This is a genomic window from Rheinheimera tilapiae (assembly GCF_042432165.1).
In the GTDB taxonomy this organism is placed as follows: domain Bacteria; phylum Pseudomonadota; class Gammaproteobacteria; order Enterobacterales; family Alteromonadaceae; genus Pararheinheimera; species Pararheinheimera tilapiae.
In genome coordinates this window covers 280,782-292,825 of record NZ_JBHLXP010000004.1, presented here as the reverse complement: position 1 = coordinate 292,825, position 12,044 = coordinate 280,782, and the positions used below count along the sequence as shown (strand labels likewise).

Annotated in this window: 12 protein-coding genes; 9 read left to right on the top strand and 3 right to left on the bottom strand. The window is 47.6% G+C overall.

Features of this window, described 5'->3' with window-relative positions:
* From ACFFJP_RS16150 to ACFFJP_RS16140, 3 genes are all read left to right on the top strand, one after another.
* Positions 1-1,403 (top strand): hypothetical protein (locus tag ACFFJP_RS16150; protein ID WP_377246432.1); only part of this gene is annotated, 1,403 nt, incomplete at its 5' end.
* A gap of 268 nt (positions 1,404-1,671) precedes the next feature.
* Positions 1,672-2,646 carry a DUF1852 domain-containing protein gene (locus ACFFJP_RS16145; protein WP_377246429.1) on the top strand — a complete coding sequence of 325 codons (975 nt, stop codon included), beginning with the start codon at positions 1,672-1,674 and terminating at the stop codon, positions 2,644-2,646.
* 43 nt (positions 2,647-2,689) lie between these two features.
* Positions 2,690-3,727 carry a methionine synthase gene (locus tag ACFFJP_RS16140; protein ID WP_377246426.1) on the top strand — a complete coding sequence of 346 codons (1,038 nt, stop codon included), beginning with the start codon at positions 2,690-2,692 and terminating at the stop codon, positions 3,725-3,727.
* A 29-nt stretch (positions 3,728-3,756) separates the two neighbouring features.
* Here the strand turns inward: ACFFJP_RS16140 and ACFFJP_RS16135 are convergent, their stop codons facing one another.
* The 3 genes from ACFFJP_RS16135 to ACFFJP_RS16125 all read right to left on the bottom strand — a co-directional run bounded on the left by ACFFJP_RS16135 (position 3,757) and on the right by ACFFJP_RS16125 (position 5,033).
* Entirely contained in the window at positions 3,757-4,098 is a 342-nt protein-coding gene (locus ACFFJP_RS16135) for a hypothetical protein (RefSeq protein ID WP_377246423.1), read from the bottom strand.
* Positions 4,099-4,282: 184 nt separating this feature from the next.
* Complete coding sequence (locus tag ACFFJP_RS16130; protein WP_377246420.1) at positions 4,283-4,630, bottom strand: nucleotidyltransferase family protein; 348 nt, start codon at positions 4,628-4,630, stop codon at positions 4,283-4,285.
* Entirely contained in the window at positions 4,623-5,033 is a 411-nt protein-coding gene (locus tag ACFFJP_RS16125) for a nucleotidyltransferase substrate binding protein (protein ID WP_377246417.1), read from the bottom strand. Before ACFFJP_RS16125 ends, ACFFJP_RS16130 begins: the two co-directional genes overlap by 8 nt.
* A 249-nt stretch (positions 5,034-5,282) precedes the next feature.
* Between ACFFJP_RS16125 and ACFFJP_RS16120 the strand changes: the two genes are divergently transcribed.
* From ACFFJP_RS16120 to ACFFJP_RS16095, 6 genes are all read left to right on the top strand, one after another.
* On the top strand, positions 5,283-6,671 hold the full coding sequence (locus ACFFJP_RS16120) for a flavin monoamine oxidase family protein (protein ID WP_377246414.1): 1,389 nt from the start codon (positions 5,283-5,285) through the stop codon (positions 6,669-6,671).
* A gap of 116 nt (positions 6,672-6,787) precedes the next feature.
* The gene (locus tag ACFFJP_RS16115) at positions 6,788-7,258 is read left to right on the top strand and encodes a hypothetical protein (RefSeq protein WP_377246411.1); all 471 of its coding nucleotides are present in this window, start codon (positions 6,788-6,790) and stop codon (positions 7,256-7,258) included.
* Between the two features lie 578 nt (positions 7,259-7,836).
* Positions 7,837-8,571 (top strand): hypothetical protein, encoded by a 735-nt coding sequence (locus ACFFJP_RS16110; RefSeq protein ID WP_377246408.1) that lies wholly within the window; start codon positions 7,837-7,839, stop codon positions 8,569-8,571.
* Between the two features lie 392 nt (positions 8,572-8,963).
* Positions 8,964-9,515, top strand: coding sequence for a HEPN domain-containing protein (locus ACFFJP_RS16105; protein ID WP_377246405.1), 552 nt, complete (start codon positions 8,964-8,966; stop codon positions 9,513-9,515).
* Positions 9,516-10,002: 487 nt separating this feature from the next.
* Entirely contained in the window at positions 10,003-10,602 is a 600-nt protein-coding gene (locus tag ACFFJP_RS16100; RefSeq protein WP_377246402.1) for a DUF262 domain-containing protein, read from the top strand.
* Entirely contained in the window at positions 10,535-12,016 is a 1,482-nt protein-coding gene (locus tag ACFFJP_RS16095) for a DUF262 domain-containing protein (protein WP_377246399.1), read from the top strand. The genes ACFFJP_RS16100 and ACFFJP_RS16095 overlap by 68 nt, the downstream gene beginning before the upstream one ends.
* Positions 12,017-12,044: the final 28 nt, after the last annotated feature.

The following is a 12,044-nucleotide window of genomic DNA, read 5'->3' as shown; positions in this document are numbered from 1 at the left end:
ATAAAAGGCCGTTTTTCACCCAGGACCTCAGCCTGTTCAGTACTTTATCGTTGCAGGACAGCCAGATGATCCACACGCGCCGGATCGGAGCCGGTAGTGACGATGGCAGTACTTTTATCACGCCAATCGACGCGGCGGTCCGCGCGACCCACCAGGGCGAATCCGTCAATTTCGGTGCTTTTGCCGTCCAGGAAGATTCATTGGCCTCCGGCGCTGGCAAAGCCTTTTATGCCGCCCGCACCACCTGGCGTAATCAACAGTGGCAAAGTGGACTGCTGGCAACCCGCACCGAGCGGCCGGGTCTGCAGCGCACTGCTGAAACGCTGACCTGGGACAGTCAATACCAAAGCAATACCTGGTCGTGGCAAACCGCGTTGTCGCGCAGTGATATCCAGCAAGGGCATGCTAACCCGTCAACCGCTGACAACCCTGACAATCAGGGGGTAGCGCTGTTGGCCGCCGGCAAATATCAGTTTACACCGAGCTTTGACCTCGGCGTTGAACTGCTGCGTCTTGACGATAGTTTTGATAACAATGACTTAGGCTATATGCAGCGTAACAACTGGCGCGATTTGGCGTTGCTCGGCAGCTACGCTACCAGCCCTGAAATCGCTGGGTTAAGCCGGCTGAAACACAAGTTCAGACTCAGTTATCAGACCGACGACGCTGGGTTAAAACTGGCGGCAAAACAGGACTATTTAATGGCGCTGCTGCTGGACAACGGCGCCCAGACTGAACTGCAACTGGTGTATCAGACCGCGGGTTGGCAAGACAATATCGGTTATGGCAGTGATGCTTTTGCGCTGCCGTCAGCCTGGAGCCAGCGCCTGCTATATATCAGCCCTTATGTTGGCCAGCTGACCTGGGCCGCCAGTGTTCAGCTCGATGATCAGGGTTTTGACGGTCTGGCGAGACAATTTGGTCTGGACCTGACCTGGCTGCCGCACGCCAATTGGACGTTGAACTTCAATAACTTTTTCCGTGAAGGTGACGGCTGGCTGATCGCCAATCGCTTCAATCAAATCAGTAGCTATGACAGTGAATTGTTCGCGACGAACATCAAAGCAGCCGGCCTGCTGACCGATCAGCTTGAATTTGGCCTGCATCTGCAATGGGCCTTGCTGGATGCGCGCAGCGAACAGGTTTGGCAGATCCGCCAGCGACAATTGCAGCCCTTCGGCCAGTACACCACGGATACCAGCTTCGAAGACCGCCGGCTGACCGCCCAGTTTAAGTTGCGCTATAAACTCGGCGCTTACTCCGACTTCTATCTGGTCTATAACCGTGGTGGCGAATTGTTCACCGCCGAACGGCAACAGCAAGCCTGGCTACCTGCTATCGCAGATTTATGGCAAGCCCCCGGCCAGAGCCTGTGGACAGCAAAAGTGCGGTATGCGTTTTAACCTGAACAAGACAAGTACAGGCTGGTGCGCTGCAAGTGCCGGCCCGCTGGCCACTGGTTGAAGAACCACTGCAGTTGAGTTTTCCTCAAACAGAATGACTGATTATTCATTTTTCTTCCGATCCGCATGCGCGTATAAATCTTCTCAACAGCGAAATCTGAACGTCTAGCCATCCAAAAACTATTAAAGCTTGGAGTGGCAAAAGCCAGTGCAGACGTCGCCACAAGCACAGTCAGTTTTGTCGCAGGCCAATGGGAAGCCAATCACCATGCAGCACGAATTTACATTTTCGATTAAAAGCCTTTGTTTTGATGAGAATTATCATCCGTCCGACAGCACGCGGCTGACTACCAACTTTGCCAATCTGGCGCGTGGTGGGCAGCGGCAGCAGAATTTGCGTAATACGCTTTCGATGATCAATCAGCGCTTTAACTCGCTGGCACACTGGGACAACCCGGCCGGCCAGCGCTATAGCGTGGCGCTGGAGATTATTTCTGTCGAGATCCAGATAGAAAATGCGGCCAATACCTTTCCGTCGATTGAAGTCTTAAAAACGAACATCATTGACCACAGCACCGGTGAACGGATTGAAGGGCTGGTTGGCAATAACTTCTCGTCTTACGTGCGGGACTATGATTTCAGTGTGTTGCTGCCGGAACACAATAAAGACCAGCCGCAATTCAGTATTCCGGCCGATTTTGGCGACCTGCACGGCCGCTTATTCCAATCTTTTGTCCACTCAGCGGCTTACCAGCAACACTTTCAAAAACCACCGGTTATTTGTCTAAGCGTGTCCGACAACAAGATTTATCAGCGCGCGGCCAATCGTCATCCGGTACTGGGGGTGGAATATCTGCCGAATGAAACGTCTTTAACCGAGCAGTACTTTAAAAAGATGGGGCTGAACGTGCGTTACTTCATGCCGGACAACAGCGTCGCGCCGTTGGCGTTTTATTTCTTTGGCGATTTGCTGAACGACTACAGCAATCTGGAACTGATCAGCACCATCAGCACGATGGAAACCTTTCAGAAGATTTACCGGCCGGAAATCTATAACGCCCACGCCGTGGCAGGACAGCGTTATCAGCCGGATTTGACCAGTCAGGCGCATTCAACCACCAAAATCGTCTACGACCGGGCAGAGCGCAGCCAACTTGCCGTCAAGCAAGGCCGGTTCGCTGAGGAACACTTCATCAAACCGTATAAAACGCTGCTTGAGCAATGGTCTGCGCGGCATGCGTAAGCGCTGGCGTTCCGATCTTCCCGATTCCAATAAGGCATTCATTATGAACAAATTACTTCCCACCTCCACCGCCGGCAGCCTGCCAAAACCCATCTGGCTGGCTGAGCCCGAAACCCTGTGGTCGCCATGGAAACTTGACGGCGCAGCCCTTCACGACGGCAAACAAGATGCGCTGTGTTTGGCGCTGCACGAACAACAACAAGCTGGCATTGATATCGTCAGTGACGGTGAACAAAGCCGCCAGCATTTTGTCACGACCTTTATCGAACACTTAGCCGGCGTCGATTTCCAACAACGCCAGACCGTGCGCATCCGCAACCGTTATGACGCCAGCGTGCCCACTGTTGTCGGGCCGGTGTCACGAACCAAACCGGTATTTGTCGAAGATGCCAAGTTTCTACGCAGCCAAACTACCCAACCAATTAAATGGGCGCTGCCAGGCCCAATGACGATGATCGACACGCTATATGACGCGCACTACCAAAGCCGCAAGGAACTGGCGTTTGAATTTGCCAAAATCCTCAATGAAGAAGCGCATGAACTGGCTGCGGCCGGCGTCGATATCATCCAGTTTGATGAACCGGCATTTAACGTGTTTTTTGATGAGGTAAATGACTGGGGCATCGCCGCATTAGAGCGCGCCATCGAAGGGCTACCGTGTGAAACCGCGGTACATATCTGTTACGGCTACGGCATCAAAGCCAACACCGACTGGAAAAAAACGCTGGGCAGCGAGTGGCGGCAGTACGAAGAAATATTTCCCAAACTACAACAATCCAACATCGATATCATTTCGCTGGAATGCCATAACTCGCGCGTGCCGCTGGAACTGCTGGCACTGATCCGCGGCAAAAAAGTGATGGTTGGTGCTATTGATGTGGCAAACCATGCCATTGAAACGCCGGAAGAAGTGGCCGCGACGCTGCGCCAGGCGCTGCAGTTTGTCGACGCCGATAAGCTGTACCCTTGCACTAACTGCGGCATGGCACCACTGCCACGCGAAGTGGCCCGGGGCAAATTACAGGCGCTGCAAGCGGGGGCGGAGTTGGTGCGGCGGGAGTTGCGGGGAGCAGCTGAATAGCTTTTGGGGGCGGCGCGACGCTGTGCCGACTAACCACCGCCCGACTGGCTGGTCTTTTTGACCACCAGGCTGGTGTCGGCGCTATCCTGCTGCACCGGCACCAGGCCGTGTTTACGGTCTTTGGCTTTTTCGAAAGCCGCGTTCATCTGCTTCACCACTGGATCGTTCGGATTATTTAATTCGCCATTGCGCAGTTTTTCGGCGTGGATTTTTTTCTGCAACTTAGCCCCTGCAACCACATAAGACGCGGCATCCACCACGTCATTGCCAGTATCGAGAGTGACCGCAGTGTGTTTGCCAACTTTATGAATAGTACAGGCGGTGAAACAAAGCGGAGTTAACAAAAGGCACAAGCGGAATAATGTTGTCATGACATGTCCATATGGTGAAAAATTTGAAGCTAACCGCTTGAAAATGAATGTTATCTGAACTGGTAACATGCAAACTATTGAAGGCTGGGCAGCCTGGTCGGGTAAAACAGATTCACAGAAGGCGATGGGAGCCGCGCCGAGACCAGCGAGATAGGATCGGGAAAAGCCAGGCTTGATAAACAGGTTACTGCAGCACTACTTTGTGCGCCAAAATCCGCTGCCGGAACACTTCCGAAGTCGTAGCCCAGTCCACCAAATCGACTTTCCATGGTAAATCAGATTCACTGAACGCTTCTGCGACTTCTGCCAGCAAAGCCAATGGCAACGGCTCGGTACTTACAATCACCAAATCCAAGTCTGAGTAGGCTTTGCTGCGGCCTTCTGCCCTGCTGCCAAAAGCCCAGACCGGATACCCGGCCAGCAGGCGCTGCAAAATACCATGTACCTGTTGCCACTGCCCAAGGCTTAACTGCAGCCCGGCCGGCGGCATGGCGGATGGGTCCATTGCCGGCTGAATCAGCGCTTTAGTCATGCTGCGACCGTTGTTGCAACTGCACCGCGAGATATTCTGCTTCGCGCAAAAATGCCGGAATGCCAGCGACCACTTGCAGCGCAACATCTTCATCATAAGTGTGACTGGTTTTGCTGCGCATATCGCGATACAACCGCCACGCCGGCCAGTCCCCCAACAACAGCCCTTTTTCATTGCCACTGCGAATTAAATCAGCAAATGACATCGCATCAAAAAGCTCAGGGTTGGCTGCCGTATGCTCTAGAAATCGTTTCAGCATTTTGTGGCTGATTTCATAGGTAAATTCAAAGCGCTGCACTAAACCATCGCGAATTTGCGTATCAGAGACATCTTGTTGATAACGTTGCCAGCCTTCCTGCAAACGATTGACGGCTTTCAGCAGTGGGCTGAGATCCAGCGACATGACAAGTCCTCGTGAAATAGGCAGATGAAAAAGCAGGGATACCGCAAAGCATAACTCAGCACAATGGCGGAGGCTACTTGTCAGGTTCAGATAACGCATTAAGAAGTCATGACGGAGGAGCTGCACGAATCATCCGATCCAGTGCTCCTCGAAGTTCATAACCCACTGCTGGCACTTCTTTTTGCGGCGGTTAGGTGCGCCAGCTACAGTTAGCGCAATCATGACCTGAGGCAAGTAGCAGGTGTCTGCATGCAAAAACGTGATTTTTTACGCTTACTGAGTGTGTTGCTGCTGGCCAGCAGCCCGGCCTTGGCAAGGCCGCTGTTGGGGCCAGCCGGGGCTGCCGGCAAAAAACGTGTTCTGGTGATTGGCGCCGGTTTGGCTGGTCTTGCCGCCGCCCGCGAATTAAGCCGCCAGGGCCATGATGTTACTATTCTGGAAGCGCGTGACCGGATTGGCGGGCGGCTTTGGACCAGCCAACAGTGGCCGGATTTACCGGTCGATTTAGGCGCCAGCTGGATCCACGGCGTCGACGACAATCCGTTAAGCAAGCTGGCAGATGAGATCAACGCCACACGGCTGGAAACCAGCTACGAGCGCAGTGTGGTCTATCACAGCAACGGCCAGCCACTCAGTGCTGCCGATGAAAAACGGCTGGACGCGCTGAAGCAACAGGTTGAACAGCTGCTACAGCAGGCGCAGCAGCAAGACGAGGACAGCTCAGTGCGCGCGGCGCTGGCAGCACTAAGATCAGGACAGCTCAGTGCAACGCTGACCGGGCAAGATACCGACTGGCTCAATTTTATTCTGTCCGGCACGCTGGAACAGGAATTCGCCGGCAGCGCCGACCAGCTTTCGGCATTCTGGCATGACAGCGGCAAAGTTTTTGCCGGCGAAGACGTGTTATTTGCTAAGGGTTATCAGCTGATCAGCAATCATCTGGCGGCGGGCCTGCAGATCAAACTGGCTGAGGTGGTGCAGGCCATTGATTGGAGCGCTGCTAATGCGAAAGCTGGGATCGAAGTGACCACGTCAAAACAACGCTGGCAAGCCGACCAGGTGCTGGTCACAGTGCCGCTTGGCGTGCTGAAGAAAAACCGACTGCAATTTAACCCGCCATTACCGCCGGCCAAAAGCGCCGCCATCCGCAGCCTGGGCATGGGCGTGCTGAATAAATGTTATCTGCGCTTTGACCGGGCCTTCTGGCCGGATGACGTCGACTGGCTGGAATACATATCCCCCCGCCACGGCGAATGGACCGAATGGGTCAGCCTGCTGCGCACAACCGGCAAGCCGGTATTACTTGGCTTTAACGCCGCCGACCAAGGCAGAGCTATCGAAGCACTGACCGACCCGCAAATCGTCGACAGCGCCATGGCCACGCTACGAACCATATTCGGCAACCAAATCCCGGCGCCGCAGAGTTATCAAATCACCCGCTGGGCCTCAGACCCGTTCAGTTACGGCTCCTATTCATTTCTGCCGGTCGGAGCAACACCGGCAATGCGCCAGCACCTCGCCGCACCGCTTGGCCAGCAAGTCTTTTTCGCCGGCGAAGCCACCCACCCCGACTATGCCGGCACCACCCACGGCGCTTATTTATCGGGTTTGGCGGTGGCGAAACTGATGTTGGGATAAGGGGAATATTTAGCAGCCCTAGTTTCCCGCTGATCGACAACCAATTTGCAGGTTGTTAGATTATTCAACGTCTTGTTGCCAACACGGCGGCAGAGCAACTATTCAGGATGATAGGAATGCACAGATACAAAGGGATTTTGGGCCTGCTGGCACTACAGTTTGCCACCGCAACCAACGCTACTGAAGGACGCACCCTGTGCACACAACAAGCGGATCTGGTGGAATTCATCATGACAGTGCGCGCTGACGGCTTCCCGCGTCAGGGCGCAGAAGCCGAGCTGCAAAAACGTTATCCCACCGCCCCCGCCGGCTACTGGCAACAAGACCTGCCGCAACACTTACTGAAATTCAGCTACAACACCGACGGCCTCAAACCGGTCGCCGCCCGCGAGTACTTTTTTAATCTCTGCCTGACCGAAATAACCGACATCGATACAGACACAGCAACGGCCGCATTATTTGCTGTCGCCAAAGACTGTCAAAACCAATTCGACAGCGACAAAACCAAAGTCACCGCCTGTGTTGAAAAAGCGGCAGAGCCAGTTCTGCTCAACGCCTGGAACGCTAAACATAAAGGGGCGAAGTGAGGGTTTGGCGCCTTGCACACTGTCGGCAGCCTATAACTAAAGCCGCCAATAATTTATGGCAAAGCATAAGTGGTGCATAAATCTGGAAGTAAGCCGTACGAATTTTTAGAAGTCTTGAAACGTAACTCTACATTGCCTTATAGATATGACGGCTAACAATCCCCCCTCTTGTACCGCCAGAATTTATTAAGTCAATTCGATGCCCTTTCATCTCGAACCATGTTAAGCAGTCCAATTGATTCACTGAGTTTTTTGGAAAATTTTTTTTGCTCAATAAGGAAATTGGGTACAAGAACTGCTAGCTTAGTTAACGGCATTTTCACTTTAGGGTCTAAAAAGAGTGTAGTGAAGCTTAAAACTGACCTCTGAGTGCTCTTGCTATTGAACATAGTAATAAACGCTAATTCAAAAATTTAGCCAATATGCTTGCTCGATATATTACGGTAACAATAAGGAAAAATCCCTTATAAATAATGGGCCTTTAACGCCCAATTCAGCTAAACATAGAAAGCTTAGTCGTTTGTTTTTTTGCTTCTTACTTATGCTCATTGGGCAAAATAATTATCAGGAAAACAGTAATGAAAATATTTAATGCAAAAAAAATTCTATTTTTAATCTTGGTAGCTAGTTCACAAGCAACAGCAAATGATAATAAAGAACCCAGAACCAACGATAAAACCAAAGTGCCGCTTGATCTTTCTTTCACACCTTCATTCAGAAACATATATGAAATTGACATGCTTAATATCGATGGAGATTGTACAAAATCTGATGCGAAAAAAAACACACTCCCCAAGGATTCAAGATTCAGAGAGACATTAGATGCTTCTGCACAAACATTAGAAGAATCCATAGTCCACGTCTACCAAATACCCGCTACTTCAGAAGAATCCAATTGGTTCTCTAAACCTTTTAAATTATGCAAAAAGGGAGTCAACGAAGTTCAAAAGTCAAATTATAAAAGAATAGGTGGTATCAGTACCGGATTGCTGGTAATCCCATTTAAACTAAGAAGTGGTGATATTTATAGTGATTCTACCGTAGGCCCCTATATTTCTTATAAGTTTGAAAGATTCGAAATACTAGGAACTGCAGGTATTTCGCAAATTGCGACTAGTGAGATAGGCACAGAAAAAGTAGAGAGCAAAAGCGGCCTAACTTATGGTGCCGGTGTCAGTTTCGAAATCGCCAAAGACTGGGATATTGCTGTGATAGTTGGGAAAGATCACTTATCTGGTGATATTGGGGAAAAATGGCAATACCAAGATAAAGTTTGGGTTTCATTTGCCATCGGCTTTAACTTCACGAGATAACAATCTTGCTAATCAAGCCGACTCTTAAATCTAGAGAGCGTCGGCTTGCGCAGCGTCTAACTTGTTAATAAAGACCCATGTATCGTTACAACTTACTCCCACGACATGCTACTTCAGTATCTAGGACTGTTGAGAAAGTGCTGGCTGATTAGATGCCGAAACCAATTTATGAAGACCAGGACTATTCTAATCTCTACTCTCACTGCCACTAAGACCAAAAAATAGTTGTGCTTAGACAATAATTTCAATTTCGGCAACTAGTGTCAGTGTTTAGAATTGATTAACCTTTGTCCCGATATAACCCTTGTCAGCAGCTGTTGGCTGTTTTAATTTGGATGAATTGTGACAAGCCACCCGCCACAGTAGCGGGTTTGGCAATCAGGAGGACATGGATGGTTCAGACTGCAACGACAGCCACTGCCGCGCCGGAAAACCCCACTGCTATTTTTGATACCGCCATATCTGATGCAGAGCGGCTGCTTGAGCTGTTCGACAAACTCTCACCTGCCGAACGAAAAGACAATGAAGTACTGAAACGCGCCGCGCTGGTGATGACATTGACCGCTTGGGAAACCTTTATCGAAAGCTGGCTAAAAGCACAGATGTGCCAAAAGCTCACCGCTTTAAAAGGCAGTTTTGCCGGCGACTATATCCAGAAAAAATTCACTGAATCTATCAACCAACTGAATAACCCAAACAGCAATAAAGTCCGGCAACTGAGTGTGGAGTTTTTGCAGTTTGATGTCACAGATCAGTGGCAGTGGAATAACTTCGACAAAGTGGCTGCTTGTGCCCAACTGAATAAATATCTGGCCTTACGCGGAGAAGTAGTGCATCAGGGCCGGTCGAGTCACGACCCGAAAAATCCGCATTTGGTCAAACGGGATGAGCTGGATAAAGCGATTCGGTTTTTTCGGGAATTGGTGAAAGTGACAGTTGGATAGTACCGGATTTCTGGCTTAAGGCAGAGAGCACAAATGAAACGATGGCTTATCAGACGCAATAAAAATCGGCAGTCCATTTCGCTGCACACATACGGCACGCCAGTAAAACCTGCCGATTTCCGTGCCTATGGTCCCTGGCCCGAAACAACCGCCCACACCCGACGGCTCTGTAAAAGAAAAAGAAAACGTTGGGCAGCAAGGTGGTAAGGTAATCATTTTACATCAAAAGAAATAAAGAATTTTCTTCGAAATGGAGCAAAATAATAGTTCTAAGGTTTGGCGCAATCGCATATATATTGGGATATATAGCAGTGCGTGTCGAATAGATAGTAATTGTAAGGTCAGTAGTAAAGAAAGAAAAATAACGGGCGCGGGGCAAGACCTGACCCCATTATTGGCAATTATTTTTAGGCAAAATGCACGGCTTGACTCTATTGATTTACATACATTAAATTTCAATATTATTATTTCATATTGGATCTGCATAATGAAAACTGAACTATTAACTGTATCAAAGATTTTCAATGAAAATATATTTAGAATACCAGATTACCAAAGAGGGTATTCTTGGAATAATTCTCAATTGGAAGATTTCTGGTCTGACATTGAACAGCTTGATGAAGAAAAGAGACACTATACTGGGGTTCTCACTCTTGAAGATGTTCCAGAATCATCTTGGAAAACATGGGAGGAAGATGCATGGATTATGAATCACAGAAACTTCAGGCCATATTACATTGTAGATGGACAACAAAGAATAACAACAATTACCATTGCAATATTTTGCATAATTAAAAAATTTGAAGCTGAAAACTCAAAATTTATAAACCACACTATGATAAGTGATTTGCGAAGGAAGTATATATTTGACTGCAAAGCTGACTCCATAGAAAGGTCGTATATTTTTGGATATGAAAAAGATAATCCGAGCTATGAGTATCTCAAAAGCTCTATATTTGAAGAAACATCCAGCATACACCATGCAACAGAATACACCATATACACAAAAAATTTAATGAATGCTAAAGAGTTTTTTTTGCGAAAAAATACAACAACTATCGATATCCGAAGCGGAAAAAATTTTTAGAACAATAACTCAGCAATTGGTTTTTAACGCTTATGAAATATCGAAAGAAATTGATGTTTTCGTTGCATTTGAAACGATGAACAACCGTGGTAAACCGCTAACAAACCTAGAACTTTTAAAGAATCGACTTATCTATTTATCTGCACACCTTCCAAACAATTCTGACAATATAAAAGTTAGAAGAGACATTAACGAAGCATGGAAATCTGTCTATCACTATCTTGGCAAAAATGATAAACGATTGCTCAAGGATGATGATTTCCTTGGATCTCATCTTTTCATATACTACAACAAAGAAATAAATAAAAAACCCGTAAAAGATGAAGACGATTCATACCTCCACATGAGAAAACTCGAGAGAATTGTAGATAGGGCTGGTGATTTTCTTCTTGGTAAAGTTTTTGTCCGCAGAAGGAGGAATAATACTGGCGAAGAGCTACCGGAAATAACCTGTAAAGAAATACATAAGTACTCCTTAGATTTAAAAAGAACGGTCGAGATATACTATAAACTTAGCACCCCTCAGGACGGAAATTTCAAACCAGAAGAATGTTTGCTGCTTGAACGTATTTGTCGATTGTTAGGCTATAGCCCACGACACTCTACTTTGGCTGTGTACATAAAAGAACATGACGCTAAGAAAAGAATAAATTATTTAAAATCATACGAAAAACTTGCCTTTCTTGCAACACTTAGATTCGGAAGAATATCAAGCGTTGAAAAAAACATGATAACCGAACATGCAAAATACATAAAAGATGAAATAACCATTGAGCAATTAACCACTTCTTACAACAACATATCTAGTTCATGGCTAAAAGAAGACACATCATTAGAAATAATCAGCGATTGGGTGAAAGGCAGTCAAGGATACTATGGTTGGAAAGCGATAAATTATTTTTTATATGAATATGAATCGCACCTACAGAAGAAATCTAAATCAAGCAGGATAAAAATAGATTGGGATGTTTTTTCATCTGAAATATTCGATGACAACTACACATCTATTGAGCATATTTACCCACAGAGAGCGCGAGAAAAATACTGGACTGATCGTTTCGCTAAATTTAAACCACACGAAAAGAAGCTTCTCAGAAACTCACTTGGCAATCTGTTGGCTTTATCTCAGCCAAAGAATTCGTCCCTAAGTAACAAACCTTTTCCTGATAAAGTTGGTGATGATACTAATAAAGTTGGATATCGATATGGCAGTTATTCAGAAATTGAAGTTTCATCATGTAGAGAATGGGACGAGTATGAAATTCTTAAACGTGGCATTTTAATGCTAAATTTCTTAGAAGAATACTGGTCAATACCACTTGGTACATTTGAACAAAAAGTTAAAGCTCTAGGGTTATCCTTTTTATTAAAGACAATGACAGCTGAACAAATTGAAAAAATAACGCGAAAATAAGACAGGAAGTTGACGTCAAATATATCTA

What these genes read in the sequence shown, in the direction of transcription:
- ACFFJP_RS16145 (WP_377246429.1), top strand. Translation starts at nt 1,672, where the DNA reads ATGCAGCACGAATTTACATTTTCGATTAAAAGCCTTTGTTTTGATGAG.
- ACFFJP_RS16140 (WP_377246426.1), top strand. Translation starts at nt 2,690, where the DNA reads ATGAACAAATTACTTCCCACCTCCACCGCCGGCAGCCTGCCAAAACCC.
- ACFFJP_RS16135 (WP_377246423.1), bottom strand. Translation starts at nt 4,098, where the DNA reads ATGACAACATTATTCCGCTTGTGCCTTTTGTTAACTCCGCTTTGTTTC.
- ACFFJP_RS16130 (WP_377246420.1), bottom strand. Translation starts at nt 4,630, where the DNA reads ATGACTAAAGCGCTGATTCAGCCGGCAATGGACCCATCCGCCATGCCG.
- ACFFJP_RS16125 (WP_377246417.1), bottom strand. Translation starts at nt 5,033, where the DNA reads ATGTCGCTGGATCTCAGCCCACTGCTGAAAGCCGTCAATCGTTTGCAG.
- ACFFJP_RS16120 (WP_377246414.1), top strand. Translation starts at nt 5,283, where the DNA reads ATGCAAAAACGTGATTTTTTACGCTTACTGAGTGTGTTGCTGCTGGCC.
- ACFFJP_RS16115 (WP_377246411.1), top strand. Translation starts at nt 6,788, where the DNA reads ATGCACAGATACAAAGGGATTTTGGGCCTGCTGGCACTACAGTTTGCC.
- ACFFJP_RS16110 (WP_377246408.1), top strand. Translation starts at nt 7,837, where the DNA reads ATGAAAATATTTAATGCAAAAAAAATTCTATTTTTAATCTTGGTAGCT.
- ACFFJP_RS16105 (WP_377246405.1), top strand. Translation starts at nt 8,964, where the DNA reads ATGGTTCAGACTGCAACGACAGCCACTGCCGCGCCGGAAAACCCCACT.
- ACFFJP_RS16100 (WP_377246402.1), top strand. Translation starts at nt 10,003, where the DNA reads ATGAAAACTGAACTATTAACTGTATCAAAGATTTTCAATGAAAATATA.
- ACFFJP_RS16095 (WP_377246399.1), top strand. Translation starts at nt 10,535, where the DNA reads ATGCTAAAGAGTTTTTTTTGCGAAAAAATACAACAACTATCGATATCC.